At 69.3% G+C, this 18788-nt stretch carries 17 protein-coding genes; 7 read left to right on the forward strand and 10 right to left on the reverse strand.

The window, feature by feature from the left end:
- Positions 1-62: 62 nt before the first annotated feature.
- Positions 63-752, reverse strand: coding sequence for an SDR family oxidoreductase (locus BW41_RS18000; RefSeq protein ID WP_037536298.1), 690 nt, complete (start codon positions 750-752; stop codon positions 63-65).
- On the reverse strand, positions 749-1489 hold the full coding sequence (gene yaaA, locus BW41_RS18005) for a peroxide stress protein YaaA (protein ID WP_037536300.1): 741 nt from the start codon (positions 1487-1489) through the stop codon (positions 749-751). The genes BW41_RS18000 and yaaA overlap by 4 nt, the downstream gene beginning before the upstream one ends.
- 160 nt (positions 1490-1649) lie before the next feature.
- Between yaaA and BW41_RS18010 the strand changes: the two genes are divergently transcribed.
- A complete protein-coding gene (locus BW41_RS18010) occupies positions 1650-2954 on the forward strand; it encodes a tetratricopeptide repeat family protein (RefSeq protein WP_037536301.1) in 1305 nt (434 codons plus the stop codon).
- A gap of 64 nt (positions 2955-3018) precedes the next feature.
- Here the strand turns inward: BW41_RS18010 and BW41_RS18015 are convergent, their stop codons facing one another.
- Positions 3019-3486, reverse strand: a complete 468-nt coding sequence (locus BW41_RS18015) for an Lrp/AsnC family transcriptional regulator (protein WP_037536303.1) — start codon at positions 3484-3486, stop codon at positions 3019-3021.
- Positions 3487-3626: 140 nt separating this feature from the next.
- Between BW41_RS18015 and BW41_RS18020 the strand changes: the two genes are divergently transcribed.
- From BW41_RS18020 to BW41_RS18030, 3 genes are all read left to right on the forward strand, one after another.
- Positions 3627-5390: a sensor histidine kinase gene (locus tag BW41_RS18020; protein WP_152542406.1), complete on the forward strand. Its 1764-nt coding sequence runs from the start codon at positions 3627-3629 to the stop codon at positions 5388-5390.
- Positions 5387-6406 carry a WalW protein gene (locus BW41_RS18025; RefSeq protein WP_037536305.1) on the forward strand — a complete coding sequence of 340 codons (1020 nt, stop codon included), beginning with the start codon at positions 5387-5389 and terminating at the stop codon, positions 6404-6406. Before BW41_RS18020 ends, BW41_RS18025 begins: the two co-directional genes overlap by 4 nt.
- 227 nt (positions 6407-6633) lie before the next feature.
- Positions 6634-6924, forward strand: a complete 291-nt coding sequence (locus BW41_RS18030) for a hypothetical protein (RefSeq protein ID WP_443026737.1) — start codon at positions 6634-6636, stop codon at positions 6922-6924.
- 108 nt (positions 6925-7032) lie between these two features.
- Here BW41_RS18030 and BW41_RS18035 read toward each other — a convergent pair whose 3' ends face one another.
- Genes BW41_RS18035 through BW41_RS18050 form a run of 4 tightly spaced genes read right to left on the reverse strand, consistent with a single transcriptional unit; the run spans position 7033 to position 13861 of the window.
- Entirely contained in the window at positions 7033-7932 is a 900-nt protein-coding gene (locus BW41_RS18035) for a hypothetical protein (protein ID WP_037536307.1), read from the reverse strand.
- Positions 7933-7971: 39 nt separating this feature from the next.
- Positions 7972-9411, reverse strand: coding sequence for an efflux transporter outer membrane subunit (locus BW41_RS18040; protein ID WP_037536308.1), 1440 nt, complete (start codon positions 9409-9411; stop codon positions 7972-7974).
- A complete protein-coding gene (locus tag BW41_RS18045; protein ID WP_037536310.1) occupies positions 9408-12602 on the reverse strand; it encodes an efflux RND transporter permease subunit in 3195 nt (1064 codons plus the stop codon). Before BW41_RS18045 ends, BW41_RS18040 begins: the two co-directional genes overlap by 4 nt.
- Positions 12599-13861, reverse strand: coding sequence for an efflux RND transporter periplasmic adaptor subunit (locus tag BW41_RS18050; RefSeq protein WP_081793190.1), 1263 nt, complete (start codon positions 13859-13861; stop codon positions 12599-12601). The genes BW41_RS18045 and BW41_RS18050 overlap by 4 nt, the downstream gene beginning before the upstream one ends.
- 87 nt (positions 13862-13948) lie before the next feature.
- Between BW41_RS18050 and BW41_RS18055 the strand changes: the two genes are divergently transcribed.
- Both BW41_RS18055 and BW41_RS18060 read left to right on the forward strand, forming a co-directional pair.
- Positions 13949-14623, forward strand: coding sequence for a response regulator (locus BW41_RS18055; RefSeq protein ID WP_037536314.1), 675 nt, complete (start codon positions 13949-13951; stop codon positions 14621-14623).
- The gene (locus BW41_RS18060) at positions 14620-15936 is read left to right on the forward strand and encodes a sensor histidine kinase (protein WP_037536315.1); all 1317 of its coding nucleotides are present in this window, start codon (positions 14620-14622) and stop codon (positions 15934-15936) included. The genes BW41_RS18055 and BW41_RS18060 overlap by 4 nt, the downstream gene beginning before the upstream one ends.
- Here BW41_RS18060 and BW41_RS18065 read toward each other — a convergent pair.
- From BW41_RS18065 to ald, 3 genes are all read right to left on the reverse strand, one after another.
- Positions 15931-16761: an aldo/keto reductase gene (locus tag BW41_RS18065; RefSeq protein WP_037536316.1), complete on the reverse strand. Its 831-nt coding sequence runs from the start codon at positions 16759-16761 to the stop codon at positions 15931-15933. The two genes, BW41_RS18060 and BW41_RS18065, sit on opposite strands and share 6 nt — an antisense overlap.
- A 61-nt stretch (positions 16762-16822) precedes the next feature.
- Positions 16823-17041, reverse strand: coding sequence for a DUF3072 domain-containing protein (locus tag BW41_RS18070; RefSeq protein WP_037536317.1), 219 nt, complete (start codon positions 17039-17041; stop codon positions 16823-16825).
- A 59-nt stretch (positions 17042-17100) separates the two neighbouring features.
- Positions 17101-18207: an alanine dehydrogenase gene (ald, locus tag BW41_RS18075; RefSeq protein ID WP_037536483.1), complete on the reverse strand. Its 1107-nt coding sequence runs from the start codon at positions 18205-18207 to the stop codon at positions 17101-17103.
- A gap of 124 nt (positions 18208-18331) precedes the next feature.
- Between ald and BW41_RS18080 the strand changes: the two genes are divergently transcribed.
- Positions 18332-18775: an Lrp/AsnC family transcriptional regulator gene (locus BW41_RS18080; RefSeq protein ID WP_037536318.1), complete on the forward strand. Its 444-nt coding sequence runs from the start codon at positions 18332-18334 to the stop codon at positions 18773-18775.
- Positions 18776-18788 lie beyond the last annotated feature (13 nt).

The following is an 18788-nucleotide window of genomic DNA, read 5'->3' on the forward strand; positions in this document are numbered from 1 at the left end:
CGCTGACGTGCCAATGGCCGGACGATGACGATTCTGTCATCTCCGCGCCGCGGCGGCATGGCTCAGGGCGCGACCTCCTTGCCTTCGAAATCGAACAGCTTGCCGCTGTCGGTCACGCCGAGGCCATCGATCACGTCGAGCAATTGCGAGGCGGCGCGATCGGGGGTGAACAGCGTGCCGGGGCGCACGTTCGCCTGGAACGGCTTGGACAAAGCGGTATCGACCGTACCGGGATGCAGCCCGACGAGGATCGCCCGATCGTTGCGCCGCCGCTCCTCGACGCTCAGCGTCCGCACGAGCTGGTTGAGCGCCGCCTTGGCCATGCGATAGCCGTACCAGCCGCCCAGCCGATTGTCGGAGATGCTGCCGATCCGCGCCGACAGCACCGCAAAGACCGTCCGCCCCTGTCTGGGCATCAGCGGCAGCAGATGCTTGGCGACCAGGGCAGGGCCGATCGCGTTGACGCGCAGCACCGTCTCCAGCCACGCCGGATCAAAGTCGCGATAGCTCTTCTCCGGCCCGTGGCGGGCGTCATGGAGCAAGCCGGTGGCGAGGATGACCAGCGACGGCGGCGGGCCGGCGGCGATCCGCGCCGCGGCGGCGGCGACGCTCGCCTCGTCGGTGATGTCGATCGGCGCCTCGCCCGATCGCGACAGCGCATGGACCGGCGCATAGGCCGCCTCGTCGACCAGCGCCGCATGCAGCGCCGCGCCGATCCCGCCCGACGCGCCGATCACCACCGCCGCGCTCATCGCGCGAACCGCCAGACATCGTCGCCGCTCGCCGCCGCGTCGAAGACGTAGCCGTCGCTGTCGAAGCCGCGCATGTCGTCGATCCGGGTGATGCGATGCTCGACCATCCAGCGCGCCATCATCCCGCGCGCCTTCTTGGCGTGGAAGCTGACGAAGCGGTCGCCGTCGCGGAAGTCGATGGCGACGACGCGGATGCCGGCGGGCAGATGGCCGCCGACACCCGCCCAATATTCCTGGCTGGCGAGGTTGAGGACGACGCCCTCGCCCTCCTCGGCGAGATCGGCGGCGAGCGCCTTGGCGATCCGGTCGCCCCACCAGTCGGTCAGCTTGGTCTTCCGCGGCGCCCAGCGCGTGCCCATCTCCAGCCGGTACGGCCGCATCAGATCGAGCGGGCGCAGCATGCCATAGAGGCCGGAGAGCAGCCGCAGATGATCCTGCGCGAAGGGGAGCGCTTCCTCGGGCAGGGTCTTGACGTCGAACCCGGTATAGACGTCGCCGTCGAAGGCGAAGATCGCCGGCCGCTCGGGCGCGTCGGGGAAGTCGCGGAAGCGGTCGGCGTTGAGCTTGGCGAGCGCCGGCGAGATATGCATCAGTTCGGCAAGCTTCTTCTGCGTCAGATGCGCCGCCGCGGCCGCCAGCGTCTCCGCCTCGGCGGCGAAGCGCGGCCGGGTCGGGGTGAGGGCGGGGAGGGGCGACTCATAGTCGAGCGTCTTGGCGGGGGAGAGCAGGGCGATCATCGCCGGTCGCGGTAGCGGCCCCGCCGCCGCCGTTCAATCGCCGTTCAGTGCCGCCGGGGCAGACACCGCACGGCATCTGCTTGAACGGCTTGCGACGGACCGTTACAGCCGCGCAGACGTTAGCGGCAACGATGCCTCACTATCTGGAGAGTAGGTTAGCATGAAGACCCTTTCGAAGCTTGCGCTGGCCGCGGTGCTGGCCACCGGCGTGAGCGGATTGGCGTTCGTCGCCCCCGCGATCGCCAAGAAGGAAGAGCCGGCGACGCCTGGCTTCAAGCTCAGCAAGCCGGTGCAGGCGATCGCCTTTCAGGCACAGGAAGCGGTGAAGTCGCGCAATGTCGCCACCGCCGAGCCGCTGGTCGCACAGGTCGAGGCCGCCGCCACCACCGACGATGACAAATATATCGCCGCCGCGCTGCGCTACGATCTCGAGAACACCAAGCTCGTCATCGCGCAGGAGGCCAATCCGAAGGCACCGCTCGACGAGACCGGTCTCGCCAAGCCGCTCGACGCACTGATCGCCGCCAAGAACACGCCCGCCGCCGATCGCGGCAAATATCTCTTCCGCCGTGGCCAGCTCGCTTACAACAGCAATCAATATCCGGTCGCGACGCAATATTTCACGCAGGCGAAGGCCGCCGGCTACAATTCGCCCGACTTCGACCTGCAGCTCGCCAAGGTGAAGGTGCAGGCGGGCGATACCGCCGGTGGTCTCGCCGATCTCGATCGCTACATCACCGCGCAGAAGGCGGCGGGGCAGACCGTGCCGGAGGCCTATTACCGTTTCGGCATCGCCACCGCGAACAACAAGAAGATGGCGCCGGAAACGCTCGCCTGGATGCAGAAGTACGTCGCCGCTTATCCGAACGCCAAGGTGTGGCGCGACGTGATCCTGCAATTCGCCTTCGCGCAGAACAGCCTCGCCGCGCCGGACAAGTCGCAGACGGTCGATCTGTATCGCCTGCTCCGCGCCACCGGCTCGATGCCCGATCAGGCGATGTACGAGGATTACGCCAAGAACGTCTACGACAAGGGCAATCCGTATGAAGCGGCGGCGGTGCTCAAGGAAGGCATGGCAGCGGGCAAGATCCCCGCGACCAGCGCTTTCTCGAAGAGCCTGCTGACCGCGTCGAACACCGCCATCAAGGCGGACGGGTCGCTCGCCGGCAGCGAGAAGACCGCGCTGGCATCGAAGGACGGCAAGATCGCGGCCTCGACCGCCGACGCCTATCTCGGCCAGAACAACTATGCCAAGGCGATCGAATTGTATCGCGCCGCGCTGAGCAAGGGCGGTGTCGATGCCAATGAGGTCAACACCCGCCTCGGCATCGCGCTCGCCAAGTCGGGCGACAAGGCCGGCGCGCAGGCGGCCTTCGGTGCGGTGACGGGGAATCCGCGCGCCGGCATCGCCGCGCTGTGGAACACCTATACTCAGGTCGGCGCGACGCCCGCTCCGGCGGCCTGATCGCCTCACCGGTGATGCACAAGGGGGCGGTCCGGAGACGGGCCGCCCTTTTTGCGTCAAAGGGTCAGTCGATGATGACCGGGATGCCCGAGGTCGACTTGGCGGTGCGGATCGTCAGCGACGTCTTGACGCTGGCGACGTTGGGTGCCGGGGTCAGATGCGTGGTGAGGATTTCCTGAAAGCTCTTGAGGTCGCTGGCGACGATCTTGAGGATGAAGTCGATCTCGCCGTTGAGCATATGGCATTCGCGGATTTCCGGAATGTCGGCGACATGCGCCTCGAAGGCGGCGAGATCATGCTCGGCCTGGCTGCGCAGCGAGACCATCGCGAAGACGGTGATCGGGAAACCGAGGCTGGCGGGATCGAGATCGGCGTGATAGCCGCGGATCACCCCGGCCTCCTCCAGCGCGCGCACGCGGCGCAGGCAGGGCGGCGCGGTCAGCCCGACGCGTTCGGCCAGCTCGACATTGGTCATCCGCCCATCCTGCTGCAGGTGAGCGAGAATTTGACGATCGATCCGATCGAAGGACATTGCGTATTACTCTCCAGGAACAGGCCGGATTAGCGCGGCGGCTCCCCCTAAGCATAAGAAAATTGCGGCGCAACGCAATTGTCCCACTATGCGACGTGCGTAAATCGGCGGTTCCTCTAACCGGAGCCGGACGTTAAGGGATGAGCGCGCACATCGTGACGATGGGGCGATCTCCAGGAGTTGGTGTGCGGTTCGACGACAGCCTGAAAACGGTGCTTTCGGCCGACATGGAGAGTGGGTTCGGCGCGCAATCGGCGTGGCGCCAGCTGACCGACCTGATGGGGCGCGGGCGCATCCCTGCCGACCCGGCGTCGCTCGACCGGCTGCGTGCGCTGCGGGAGGTCGTTCCCGTGGCGACGCGCATCGCCAGCGCGCGGGCTCTGGCCTTCGCCCGGCCGCCCGCCGCGCTGATCGGCGTCTTCGCCGAGGATGAGATCACCGTCGCCGCACCGCTGCTGCGCACCGCCAGCCTGACCGACGACGAATGGCTGGCATTGTTGCCGAGACTCGACGCGCATGGCCGCGCCTTGCTGCGCCACCGCCGCGACCTTCCCGCGCCGGTCGAGCGCGGGCTCGCCAGCTTCGGTCCCGCCGATTTCGTCCTGCGCTACGACACGCCCGAGCCGGCGAACGACGTCGTCACTCCCGCGGCGAACGACGTCGCCGTCGCGCCGCCCGCCGAGGAGAGCGCCGTCGTCCGTTTCGCCCCGCCGGCCGAAGACGTTCCACCATCCGAAGACCTGCTGCCGCCCGCGGCGCCGCAGCCGGTCGCCGACGGCGGTTTCCAGATCGCCGATCTCGTCGCGCGGATCGATGCCTTTCAGAAGCAGCGCGACCCCAACGAACCGATCGCCGACGCCAAGGCGGAGCCGCCCAGCTACTTTCACTTCGACACCGACAGCCATGGCGTGATCTGCGCGGTCGACGGTGTCGCGCGCGGGCCGCTGATCGGCGCCTCGCTAGCCGTCGCGACGGCGCAGGGCGAGGTCCGCGTCGATGCGGTGATGACCGGCGCGCTGCGCCAGCGGCAGCGATTCGCCGGCGCGCGGCTCGACGTCGGCGGCCATTCCGATGCCGCGGGCGCATGGCGCGTCGCCGGTACGCCGCAATTCGATGCGGCGAGCGGCCGCTTCCTCGGCTATGTCGCGATCGCCCGCCGTCCGCGCAGCGACGAGGATGCCGTACCGGGCGCACGCAAGCTGATGTCCGATTCGCTGCGCCAATTGGTCCACGAGCTGCGCACCCCGACCAATGCGATCGCCGGTTTCGCCGAACTGATCGAGGCGCAACTGCTGGGGCCGGTTTCCGCCGTCTACCGCGACCATGCGCTGACCATCCGCCGGCAGGCGGCGAGCCTGCTCGGCGCGATCGACGATCTCGACACCGCGGCGCGGATCGAGGGCAAGGCGCTCGACCTGCGCCCGGCGCCGATCGCCTTCGAGCCGCTGCTGACGCGCATCGTCGCCGATCTCGAGCCGCTCGCCTCGCTGCGCGGTACGGTGATCGACATCCATCCGATGGGCGATCATCAGGCGCTGAGCGACGATCGCGCGCTCGAACGCCTGCTCTCGCGCCTGCTCGCCGCGTTGACCGCCGCCGCGACGACGGGGGAGCGGATCGACATCGCCGAGGCACCCGCGCCCGAGGGGCAGGTCGCGATCTGCTTCGCCCGCCCGATCGCGCTCGCCGCCACCGGCGAGGCGGCGTTGCTCAGCCTCGACGCCGAAGCCGAGGCCGAGGCGGGGGATCGCGACGGGGCGCCTCTGCTCGGCACCGGCTTCGCGCTGCGCCTCGCGCGCAACCTCGCCGCGGAATTGGGTGGCGAACTGGTGTTCGGCGAGCATCTGCTGACGCTGCGGCTCCCTGCGGCCGACGAGCCGGCGGCGGTGCAGGCGACCCATTGAGCGTTCACGGCGGCGCCCTGTCGCCGTTCCGGCTGCCCGCCCCCGATGCTGCCGCTCTGGTACGCTGGCCGGCGCGCTTCGGCCGCCGCTTCCTCGTCTTCGTCGATGTCGAGGAGGAGTTCGACTGGTCGGCGCCGCTCGATCGCGCCAATCGCTCGGTCACGTCGATCGCCGCGCTGCCGCAGGCGCATGCCCGCTTTGCCGATCATGGCATCGCGCCCGTCTATCTGATCGATCACCCCGTGGTCAGCGATGCCGGGGCGGTCGATCTGCTCCGCGGCGTGCTGGCCGATCCGCGAGTCGGGCTGGGGGCGCAACTCCATGCCTGGGTGACACCTCCGTTCGCCGCACCGCAGCGGGGCGACACTTATGCCGGCAATCTGCCGCCGGCGCTCGAAGCCGCCAAGCTCGACACGCTGACCGACCGGCTGACCGATGCGTTCGGCCGGGCCCCGCTCGCCTATCGCGCCGGACGCTATGGCATCGGCCCGGCGACCGCAGCCGCGCTCGTCCGTCGTGGCTATCGCGTCGAAAGCTCGGTGCGGGCGCGCTACGACTATAGTGCGGACGGCGGACCGGATTTCAGCCGCGTCGGCAGCGCTGCCTTCCGTCTAGGCGATCTGATCGAAGTGCCGTTGACCACCAGCTTCACCGGGCGGCTGCGGCGGCGGGGCGCAGGCCTCTATCCTGCGCTCGGCCGCCTGCCGTTGGCGCGCGGCGCCTTCGCCACCGCCGGGCTGCTCCAGCGTGTCGCGCTGACGCCGGAGGATATGCCGATCGCCGAGGCGTGCGCTGCGGTGCGTGTCGCGGTCGAGGAGGAGGGTCACGGGCTGATCAGCCTGTCGTTCCATTCGCCGAGCCTGGTGCCGGGGCATACGCCCTATGTCCGCAGCACGGCCGATCTGGCACGATTCTGGGATTGGTGGCGGCAAATGACCGCGCTGCTCGAATCGCTGGCGGTTCGGCCGGCGACTCTTGCCGAGGTGATCGCCGCGGCGGACGCGCCCGACAACTGATGATAGGTCGGATTCCGCAAGTTGCCGGCAAATTCTTCAAAGTGTCACAGAGACGATCGAACCATCGTGAGGGTATCGCCCACCGGTGCCCGCCGAAAAGTCCTGATCTCACGCGACGTTGCGTGAATCTCTGCGGTTATTGCCGTCGACGTCAGGCGGTTCGTCGCACCGGCAGGGGCGTTTGACCAGCTTTGTGGCGGATTTGCGCGCTTTCGGATTGTCTTTTCTTGGCGACGCTGCCATTAGCAAGCCTCAACACGTCAAAGGGGATGACCATTATGGTTGCCAAGTTTCTGATGGCTGCTGCTGCAGCCGCTCTCGCCGTCGCTCCGGCCGCTGCTGCCCCCGCCAACCCGGCGGCGAGCCTGTCGGTTGCGAAGTCGGTGCGTACCGGTTCGGTCTCGGCCAAGAAGAACGAGCTCGCCGGTGGCGGTCTGATCATCGCCCTCGTCGCGGCCGCTGCCGTCGTCGCTGGCATCATCATCGTTGCCGACGACGACAACAGCGACAGCAATTAAGATGCGGAGCGGCCGCCGTGCGTGTCACGGTGGCCATCCTGCATGAGGCAAGGGGGGCTTATGCCCCCCTCGTTGATTCCGGCACGATCCGTCGTCAGACGGCGATGGTCACGCCGGGAGAGCCGCGCCGCGCTGGATGAGATCGGCGTGGGGAATGCCCGCCAGGCCGAACGTCCGCCAGAGGTGATGGGTGACCACCGCCCGGCAGATCGCGGACCAGAATCGATCCTCGCCGCTTGGAACGATTTCTTGCCCTTCCAGCCGCTGCGGCCAGTTTCGGTCTAGCATGCGTCTGGCCTCATCCGCGTGGCCGGACAGCATCAGCCCGACCAGCCTCTCCACCGTGGCTTGCGTATAGGCATCAGGGTCCTTCGGGTGATCGCGCTCATGCGGCAAGCGTTCCGACACCCAGGCGCGCAGCTCCCTGCGCATGACGGCGGGGTCCGATGATCGTCTGCTGACATGGCCCGTCGTGAGCGCGCGCCGATCGAGCACCAAGCCGCTCCCGGACCAGATCACCGGCAGGGGCAGGATGATCACGCCGGCGTGGGGCGCGTCGTTGAAATATTCGATGTCGAACGGCAGCGTGAGCCGCAGCGCCGGTCCGCCCGGCCGGACCGCCACGATGTCGAAACGCTCGCCCGTCCATTTGGTGACGTGAACCTCGGGCGTCAGGGTGACGGCGAACAGATCGGCATCGCCACCGGAACCGCCGAAGTCGCCAAGCACCAGCACATCGGGGCCTGATCGTGCCCCGTCACGCTGCCACAGCGTCTTGACGCTCATATAGCCGCCGCCAAGACGTATCGTACGTGTCGCCGTCGTCACCGCGAGCGCGCGGCAATAGGCATCCGTATCGCCCCCCGGCGGACAGGCGACGACGCGAACCTCGCCGCCCTTGCCGCGCCATAGCAAACCCAGCGGCGCCGGCTGAGCTGCTCCCGCTACCGGCGTCAGCAGCACAAGGCTGGCGAGCAACGCCCCGAGCCGATCGAGCCAGACCGCCATATCCCGCCGCCCCCCATGTTCGAAAACGCAGGATAGGGGCTATCGGACGACGGTCAAAGTCCCATCGGGCACCGGCCCGCCGGTCGCCTGGAACAGCGCCACCGTATCGGTCAGCCGTGCCGCACGCGCCTGCACCAGCTGCGAGCGCGCCTGCGCATCGGCAGCGGTGGCGTTGAGCAGCGACAGCGTGCCGACATCGCCGAGCGCGAGCTGACGCCGCACATAGCCGAGCGCCCGGCCCGAGGCATCTGCCGCACGCGTCGCCGCATCGAGCGCCGTGGCGTCGGTGGCGAGGCCGGTCAGCGCATCGGCGACATCGCCGAACGCCTGTACCACGGCGCCGCGATATTGCGCCTTGGCACCGTCGAGCGCCGCCTCCGCCGCGCGCTGCTGGTTGCGCAGCGCGCCGGCGTGGAACAGCGGCTGGGTGATGCCGCCGAGCAGCGTCCAGAACGGATTGCCGTCCTTGAACATGTCGCCGAAGCGCTGCGCCGAGCCGCCGGCATTGGCGCTGAGCGTGATCGAAGGCAGCCGCGCGGCGATCGCGGTGCGCACGTCCGCGCCGGCGCCTTCGAGCTGCGCCCGTGCCGCGAGCACGTCCGGCCGCCGCGCGACCAGATCGGAAGGGAGAACGGTCGGCAGCCGCGTCGGCAGGGTCAAGGCGGACAGCGACGGCAGCGGCGGCAGCGCATCGCCGGCGGCGCGGCCGAGCAGCGCGGCGATGAGGACGCGCTGATGCGCCTCCTGCCGGACGAGCGGCGGCAGCACGCCTTCGGCGGTCGCCACGGCGGTCTGCTGCGTGGCGATATCGGCGGCACCGATCGCGCCGAGCTGCTGGCGACGCAGCAGGCTCGCCAGGATGTCGCGATTGACCGAGATCGCAATCTGCGCCGCCGCGATCTGATCGGCGAGCGCGGCGCGGGCGATCACCGCCTGCACCAGATTGGCGACGACGGTGGTCCGGCCCGCCGCCAGCCGCTGCCGCTGCACTTCCGCGGCGGCACGCGCCGACCGGACGCGCGAGCGGGTCGCACCGAACAGGTCGAGCGAATAGCTGACGTTCACCTGCGCGGTGTGCAGCGTGTAGAGTTGCTGCTGCTGGTCGGCGACCGGCGGCGACAGCGCGTTGGAGACGCGTGCGCGCTCGACATTGTAGCTCGCATCGAGCTGCGGCAGGGCCGCCCCCGCCGCCACCCCGGCGAGCGCCTGCGACTGGCGCAGCGAGGCATCGGCGCTGGCGATGTCGTTATTGTGGGCGAGCGCCTCGTCGACCAACCGATCCAGCTCGGGGCTGCCGAACGCCGTCCACCAGTCCGCGCGCGCCGGCGCGGTCGAGAAGGCCTGCGCCGCCCCGCTGGCGGGCGCGATCGGCGCCGGCGTCGCGGCGGGCGGCAGCGGCGCATGCGCGTCGAGGTCGTGCGGCCCGACCGCACAGGCGGCGGTGGCGCAGGCGAGCAGCAGGACGAGAGCGCGGCTCATGCCGGCACCTCCGCGGCGGGCGCATCGCCGGCCGGGCCATGGCCGACGTCGCGGCCATGCGCGCCGCGGTCCTCCGGCGGCACCCGTTTCGAGAAACGGTCGATCAGCACCGGCAGCACCAGCAGGATGAGCAGCGGCGCGAGCGCCATGCCGCCGACGACGACGAGCGCGAGCGGCTTCTGCACCTGGCTGCCGATGCCGGTCGACAGCGCCGCGGGCAGCAGGCCGATCGCCGCGACGAGGCAGGTCATCACCACCGGCCGCAGGCTGTGCCGCACCGTCGTGCCGAGCGCGGTGGCGCGATCCAGCCCTTCGTCGACCGCATTGTTGAAGGTGGTGACGACGAGGATGCCGTCCATCACCGCGATGCCGAACAGCGCGACGAACCCGATCGCCGCCGAGATGCTGAATGCCGTACCGGTCAGCGCCAGCGCGAGCACGCCGCCGACCACCGCCATCGGGATCGCCGCGAAGGCGAGCAGGCTGTCGCGGATCGAGCCGAAATTGGCGTAGAGCAGCAACAGCATCAGCAGCAGGCTGATCGGCACGACGATCTCCAGCCGGGCGATCGCATTGGTGAGATTGTCGAGCTCGCCCGCCCATTCGAGGTGATAGCCGGCGGGCAGATGGACGTTTTTGGTGATCCGCGCCCGCGCCTCGTCGACCGCGCCGCCGAGATCGCGCCCGCGCACCGAGAATTTGATCGGGATGTAGCGTTCCTGATGCTCGCGATAGATGAACGATGCGCCCGAAGTGAGGTGGACGTTGGCGACTTCGGACAGCGGCACCTGGATCGTGCTGTTGCTGCCGTCGGGGGCGGGGGCGCCGATGGTGATGCGGCGGATCGCCTCGAGCGAGTCGCGTTGTTCGGGCTTGAGGCGGACGATGATCGGGAAGTGGCGGTCGGTCCCCGCCTCATAGAGATCGGCGCTCGAACTGCCGCCCACCGCCGCGGCGACCGTCGCATTGACGTCGTCGGGGGTGAGGCCATAGCGCGCCGCGCGGGCTCGATCGACGTCGACGCGCACCGTCGGCTGGCCGAGCGACTGGAATACGCCGAGATCCTCGATGCCGCGCACCTGGCTCATCTGATCCTTGATCTGGTTGGCGTATTTTTCGAGCGTGGCGAGATCGGGCCCGAACAGCTTGATCGAGTTCGCGCCCTTCACGCCCGATGCCGCTTCCTCGACGTTGTCCTCGATGATCTGCGAGAAGGAGAAGTCGACGCCGGGATATTTGGCGGTGAGCTTGCTCGACAGCTCGGCGATCAGCGTCTCCTTGGTGACGCCATGCGGCCATTCGCTGGCGGGCTTGAGCGGCACGAAGAATTCGGCGTTGAAGAAGCCGGTGGCGTCGGTGCCGTCGTCGGGGCGGCCGTGGGCGGAGAGCACCGCGGTCGTCTCGGGATAGCTGGCGATGATCCGCCGGATGCCGTTCACCGCCGGCTCGCCCGCCTCCAGGCTGATCGAGCCGGGCAGCGTCGCGCGGATATACATATTGCCCTCTTCGAGATGCGGCAGGAATTCGATGCCGAGCGTCCGCACGCCGATCACCGCGAGCAGCAGCATCAGCGCCGCCCCGCCCAGGGCCAGCACCCGGTTGCCGAGCGCGAAGGCGGCGGCCGGCTCATAGGCGCGGCGCAGCTTGCCGACGATCCACGTCTCCACCTCCGACAGCTTGTCGGGGAGCAGCAGCGTCGCCAGCACCGGCGCGACGGTGAAGGTGGCGAGCAGGCCGCCCGTGATCGCGTAGGCATAGGTCTTGGCCATCGGGCCGAAGATATGCCCCTCGACACCGGTCAGCGTGAACAGCGGCAGGAAGCTCGCGATGATGATCGCGGCGGCGAAGAAGATGCCGCGGCTGACCTCCGACGACGCGCCGAGCACCGCCGAGAAGCGGTTGGCGAGCGTGTAATGGCCGCGTCCGCTTTCGACATGCGCCGATCGCTCGACCATGTGACGGAAGATATTCTCGACCATGATGACGCAGGCATCGACGACGAGGCCGAAGTCGAGCGCGCCGACCGACAGCAGATTGGCGCTTTCCCCCTGCAGCACGAGGATCAGGATCGCGAAGGCGAGCGCGAAGGGGATGGTGGCGGCGACGATGATCGCGCTGCGCAGATTGCCGAGGAACAGCCATTGCAGGGCGAAGATCAGCAGGATGCCGACCACCATGTTCTCGAGCACGGTATGGATGGTGAGGTGGATGAGGTCGGACCGGTCGTAGATCCGGTCGAGATGCACGCCGGGCGGCAGCACGCCCGAATCGTTGATCTCCGCGACTTCCTTCTGCACCGCCTGGATCGTCGGCATCGATTGCGCGCCGCGCTGCATCAGCACGATGCCCTGCACGATATCGTCCTGGTCGTTATAGCCGGCGATGCCGAGCCGCGGGCTGTTGCCGACCTTGACCGTGGCGACGTCCTTGACCAGCACCGGCTGGCCGCCGCCGGTGCCGACGAGCACGTTCTCGATCCCCGCCGGCGTCTGGATCAGGCCGACGCCGCGGACGATCGCCGCCTGTGCGCCGAAGTTGATCGTCTGGCCGCCGACATTGCCGTCGCTCTTGGCGATCGCGGCGAGCACCTGGCTGACGGTGACGTTGTGCGCGGCGAGCCGGTCGTTGTCGATCACCACGTCATAGGCGCGCAGCTTGCCGCCCCAGCCGGTGACGTCGATCACCCCGGGGATGCGCTTGAACCGGCGCTGCAGCACCCAGTCCTGCAACGTCTTGAGGTCCATCACCGAATAGCCCTTGGGCGCGCTGATCTTGTAGCGGTAGATCTCGCCCACCGGGCTGGTCGGCGACAGCGTCGGCTGCGCGCCGCCGGCGAGCGGCGGCAGCTGCGACAGGCGGTTGATCACCTGCTGCTTCGCCTGGTCGTTGGTGAAATCGTAGCTGAACTGGATCTTGACGTCGGACAGGCCGAACAGGCTGATCGCGCGGATCGCGGTGAGGTGCGGGATGCCCGCCATGCCGACCTCGATCGGGATGGTGACGTTGCGCTCCATCTCCTCGGCGGAGAGGCCCTGCGTCTGCGTGATCACCTCGACCATCGGCGGGACCGGATCGGGATAGGCTTCGATATTGAGGTTGATGAAGCCGATCACGCCGGCGGCGAGCATCGCGACGAAGACGCCGACGATGAGCAGCCGCTGGCGCAGCGCGAAGGCGACAATGCGGTTCATTCGCCGATGCCCGCTTCGTTGACGAACAGGGCACCGGAGGTGACGATCTTCTCGCCCGCGGCGAGGCCCTGGCGGATGACGACCTGGCCGTCCTGCGCATCGCCGGCGACGACGTCGCGTGCGACGAGCAGCCCGTCGGGGCGGACGACCCAGACGCGCGCCTGATCGCCCTCATGGATTACCGCCGCGGCGGGGACGCGGATCGCATCGCCGCCGGCGGCGCGATGGATCTGGAAGCTGGCGAACATCTGCGGCTTGAGCGCGCCGTCGGGATTGGCGATCGCCGCGCGCACCGGCAGGCGGTGGGTCTGCGGGTCGAGCGCCGCGCCGACCAGATCGATCCGCGCCTGGAAGCTGCGGCCGGGCAGGGCGGGGGTGGTCACCGTCGCCGAATCGCCGACGTGGATCGCCGCGGCATCGGTCTCGGCGACCTGCGCGATCAGCCAGACGCGTGAGGGGTCGGTGATCGTCATCACCGGCTTGTCGCCGCCCTGGCTGACATATTGGCCGGCGGCGACGTCGCGCGTCGCGACCAGCCCGCTGATCGGCGCGTGCAGCGTCGTCACGTCGTGGATGCCCGACACTTCGCCGACGCCCTCCAGCTGGCGGATCTCGCCCGGCGACTTGCCGAGCACCGCGAGCTTGTCGCGCGCCGCACCGAGCGCGGCGGCGGCGGTACGCGCGGTCGCCTGCGCCGCGGCGAGGTCGGTCTGCGCCTGCTGATAGTCCTTCTGCGCGCCGCCCGCGGTCTGGTAGATCAGCCGCTGGCGTTCGGCGTTGCGCGTCGCGGTGGCGAGCTGCGCCTGGGCGTTCTGATAGGAGGCCCGCGCGGCGAACAGCCCGTTGCGCGCGTCGACGAAGTCGTTGGTGCGGACGAGCAGCAGCGGCTGCCCCTGCCGCACGCGCTGGCCGGCGTCGACCAGCACGCGCACCACCTGCCCGCTATAGGGCATCAGCACCGGCGTGCTGCGGTCGCCGTCTACCGAGATCGACCCGCTCGCCAGCGTCCGCGCGTCCGCCGCGCCCATGCCGACCCGCATCGTGCCGAGCGCCGCCATCTGCGTGGCGGTCGGACGAAAGGTGCCGGGCGGCGGCGCGGGCGGCGGCGCGTCCTCATGATGGGTCAGCCTGCCGATCAGCACGATCAGCAGCACGATCCCGGCGAGCACCACCGCGACGATGGCCAGCCAGCGCCATTGCGCCGGTCGCGACAGCGCACGGGCGGGGGCGAGGGGCTCGGGATGTTCGGTAGCGTGCATCATGATCCTGCGCGTGCGAAGAAGCTTGGTGCCGATAGGCAGGCTGGCTTACAGCGGCCTGACGGATGTTGCGGCGCGGGAGGATGTTTGCGCATTTTGCTGATCGAGGATGACGCGGCACTCGCCGATGCGCTGATCGGCGCGCTGCGGCAGCGGGGCATGACCGTCGACCATGCCGCCAGCGTCGAGGAGGCCGAGGGGTATCTCGCCGCGATTGATCATGCCGCGGTGCTGCTCGATCTCGGCCTGCCCGATGGCGACGGGCTGGCGCTGCTCCGCCGGATGCGCGCAGACGGCAACGTCCGCCCGGTGCTCGCGCTCACCGCACGGGGCAGCGTCGACGCGCGCATCCGCGGTCTGCACGGCGGGGCCGACGATTATATCGTCAAGCCGTTCGATCCCGACGAGCTGCACGCCCGCATCCTCGCCGTGCTGCGCCGTCAGGGCGGCTATCTCGGTGCGTCGCTGCAATGCGCGCGGCTCGCCTTCGACGTCGAGACGCGGGTCGCGCGCGTCGGCGCGACGCTGCTGCCGCTGTCGACGCGCGAGATCGAGCTGCTCGAGCTGCTGCTGCGCCGCGGCGGCAACGTCGTGCCGAAGCGGCTGGTCGAGGATCATCTGTTCGGTGCGGGTGGCGATCTCGGCTCCAACGCGGTCGAGGTCTATGTCCATCGCCTGCGCAAGCGGCTCGACGAGGCGGAGACCGGGGTACGGATCGAGACGGTGCGCGGCGTCGGCTATCTGCTCCGCGCCGCCGCGTGAGGCTGCGCGCGCCGCGCTCGCTCGCCGCGCAGTTCGCGCTGCTCCACGGCGTCACGGCGCTGATCGCGGCGCTGATGCTGCCGCTCGGCGCGGCGATGCTCCACCGCGTCGCGCATCATTACCAGCGCGACGTGCTGCGTCAGCAGGCCGCGGGAATCGCGACGCTGTTGCGCGATCACAGCCCCGCGGCGGCGATCGAGGCGACCGACATCCTCGCCGGCGGGCTGACGCTCAGCATCGTCGATGCGCGCCGCCGGATCGTCGCGCAGCACGGCCCCTCGCGCCCCGCCATGCTCGCCGCGGTGCCGCTTGACCGGCGCGCGCGGCAGATGCGCCGAGGCGCACTCGCCGCCATCAGCCTGCCGGCCGGCGGGCGCTGGATCGTCGTATCGCAGGACGACAGCGCGCCCGAAGTGGTCGCCGACGATATCGTCGATGCCTTCCTCGCCCGCTTCGCGCTGCTGCTGGTGCCGCTAATCGTGCTGCTGCCGCTGACCGGCGTGTGGCTGACCCGGCGGCTGACGCGGCGGATGACCGCGGCATCGGATATCGCCGCGGCGATCGGCCCGCGCACGCTCGACCGCCGGCTGCCGCACGGCACCTTGCCGTGGGAGGTCGAGCCGCTCGCCGCCGCGACCAATGCTGCGCTCGACCGGCTCGAACAGGCCTTCGCCGCGCAGACCGCCTTCGCCGCCGACGTGGCGCACGAATTGCGCACGCCGCTCGCGACGATCCGGCTGCGGGCCGATGCGATCCCCGACCCCGCGGTGAGGGCCAAATTGCTCGCCGAGGTCGATCGCGCGGCGCGGGTCATCACGCAATTGCTCGTCCTCGCCGAACTCGAGCGGCCGATCGACGGGGCGCATGCCAGCGTCGCGCTGTCCGCGGTCGCCGAGGATGTCGTCGCCGATCGCGCGCCGGCGTTGATCGCGGCGGGCCGGCGGATCGCGCTCGACGATCAGGGCGCGCCGCCGCTGCCCGGCTATGCCGGCGCGATCCGCCTCGCGCTCGAGAATCTCGTCGACAATGCCGCGCGGTACACGCCGCCGGGGACGCGGATCACCGTGCGCGTCGGTCCGGGGCACGAGATCAGCGTCGTCGACGACGGGCCGACGATCGCGCCCGCCGATCTCGAACGGATGGCAACGCGGTTCTGGCGGGCGGGGACGACGCGCAGCGAAGGCTTCGGGCTCGGCCTGTCGATCGTGCAGCGGGTCGCCGCGGCGCATGGCGGGCGGCTGCTCATCGCTGCGGGATCGGGTGGGCGTGGCCTGTGCGCCACCCTGCGCTTCGGCCGCGTGCCGCCGCTATAGCATCTCCAGCGGCACCGGCTTCGCGGGGCGCGGGAACAGCCGGTCGAGCGCCGCGAGTTCCTCCGCATCGAGGCGCAGGTCGGCGGCGGCACGATTGTCGCGGACATGGGCGACCGTGCCCGCCTTGGGGATGGCGAGAATGCCGTCGCGGGCGAGCAGCCAGGCCAGCGCCAGTTGCGCCGCGCCGACGCCCTTGGCCCGCGCCATCGCGCTTAGCCCGGGGTGCGTGACGAGCCGCCCCTGTTCGACCGGGCTATAGGCCATCGCCGGCAGGCCGCGTCGGTCGAGCCACGGCAACAGGTCGAGTTCCGGCCCGCGGCGCGTCAGATTGTATAGGATCTGGTTGGTCGCGCAGGTCGTACCGCCCGCGGCGATCAGTGCGGCCATATCGTCGGAATCGAAATTGCTCACGCCCCAACGCAGGATCTTGCCGGCCGCGACCAGCGCCTCCATCGCCGCCACCGTCTCGGCGAGCGGTATCCGGCCACGCCAGTGCAACAGGTAGAGATCAAGCCGATCGGTGCCGAGCCGGCGCAGCGAATCGTCGCACGCGACCGGCAGCCGGCTGGCGGAGGCGTTCTGTGGATAGGCCTTGCTGACGAGGAACACCTCGTCGCGCCGCCCGGTGATCGCCTCGCCGACCAGGCGTTCAGATTCGCCGTCCGCGTACATCTCGGCGGTGTCGATGAGGGTGAGGCCGAGATCGAGCCCGGCGCGCAGGGCGGCGATCTCGTCGCGTCGCCGGCTGGCGTCCTCCGCCATCATCCAGCTTCCCTGGCCGAGTGCCGGCAGGGCGATGCCATCGGGAAAGCGGATCATCTTCATGGCATCAATCCGACATGGAACGGCCCCCGTCGCGTCCTGTCGCAACGGGGGCCGTGAGAAGTCACTTGCCGCGGCCGGTCTTGTCCTGCAGCTCGTCGATCTTCTTCGATGCTTCCGCCTTGGTCAGCGATTCGTCGAACGTCTCGCCCGCCTCTTCGGACAGCGTCTTCAGGTAGCTCGCCTGCGCGCCGGTCATCGTCTCGTCACCCGTCGTCCAGTCATCCGGATCCTTTTCGGCGTTCGACGTGGGGTGGGTCTTGGGGTTTTCGGTCTCGGACATGGGTGAAGCCTTCTACAGTGTCGAAGGCTTCAACCACCATGTTCCACGTTCGTTCCGGCTCAGCCCTGCCAGGCCTCGAACGGCAGGTCGAGCGCCTCGGCGACCGCCTGATGACGGATCTTGCCGCCCGAGACGTTGAGGCCGTTGGCGAGATGCGGATCGGCCTTCATCGCCGCGTCCGCGCCGAGGTTGGCGAGCTTGAGCGCGAAGGGCAACGTCGCATTGTTGAGCGCGAAGGCGCTGGTCCGCGCCACCGCGCCCGGCATGTTGGCGACGCAATAATGCGTCACGCCGTCGACCTCGAACACCGGGTCCTCGTGCGTCGTCGCATGGCTGGTTTCGAAACAGCCGCCCTGGTCGATGGCGATGTCGACCATCACCGCGCCGCGCTTCATCGTCTTGACCATCTCGCGCGTCACCAGCTTCGGGGCCGCCGCGCCAGGCACCAGCACCGCGCCGATGACGAGATGCGCGTTCTTCACCGCCGCGGCGATCGCCGCCTTGCTCGCATAGGCGGTCTTGATCTGGCTCGAGAAGAACATGTCGAGTTCGGCGAGCCGGTCGTTGGAAATGTCATAGATCGTCACGTCGGCGCGCATGCCGACCGCCATCTGCGCCGCATTGACGCCCGACACGCCGCCGCCGAGGATCGCGACCTTCGCCGGCGCGACGCCCGGCACGCCGCCGAGCAGCACGCCGCGGCCACCCTGTTCCTTTTCGAGATAATGCGCGCCGACCTGCACCGACATGCGACCGGCGACCTCGCTCATCGGCTTGAGCAGCGGCAGGCCGCCGCGCGACGCGGTGACGGTCTCATAGGCGATGCAGGTCGCGCCCGAATTGATGAGCCCTTCCGCCTGCGGCTTGTCGGCGGCGAGATGGAGATAGGTGAACAGCAGGTGGCGCGGTTCGAGCAGCGCGATTTCGCTCGCCTGCGGTTCTTTGACCTTGACGATCATGTCGGCGGCGGCGAACACCGCGGCGGGATCGGGCAGGATGGTCGCGCCCGCGTCGATATAATCCTGATCCTCGAAGTCGATGCCCGCGCCCGCGCGCGTCTCGACGACGACCTCATGACCCGCGGCGACCAGTTCGGCGACCGAGGGCGGGGTCAGGCCGACACGATATTCGTGGTTCTTGATTTCCTTGGGCACGCCGATGCGCATCATCATTCTCCTCTACTGCCGCCGTACATAGCCGCGCCCGAGCGGGAGAAGGTCGCAAAGAATCGCAACGAAAGCGGCTCGGGCGGGATAGGATTGCAGCGACGGGCGGCCTAACGCACGATCCATGCTCGACGCCCTCGACCGCAAGATACTGTCGCAACTGCTCGCCGATTCGGACCTCACCAGCGCCGAACTCGGCGAGGCGGTCGGCCTGTCGCCGAGCGCCGCGCATCGCCGCGTCGGCTCACTCAAGGAGCGCGGCTATATCGCCGGCTTCCGTGCGGTGCTCAGCAAGGCGGCGCGCGGCAATCCCAGCGTCGTGCTGGTCAACGTCACGCTGCGCGACCAGCGCGAGGAGACGATGGCCGCGTTCGAACGCGAGATCGCCGACGTGCCGGAGATTCGCGACTGTTTCCTGATGAGCGGCGAGGCGGACTATATGCTCCACGTCGAGGTGCGGCGTGACGACACGTTCGAACGTATCCACCGCGAGACGCTCGCCCGCCTGCCGGGGGTGACGCGGCTCGCCTCGCATTTCGTCATTCGCGAGGTCTTCCGCCGGCCATGACCCCGGCCGGTGC

Origin of the sequence: Sphingomonas sp. RIT328 (assembly GCF_000632225.1) — a bacterium.
GTDB lineage: Bacteria > Pseudomonadota > Alphaproteobacteria > Sphingomonadales > Sphingomonadaceae > Sphingomonas > Sphingomonas kyungheensis.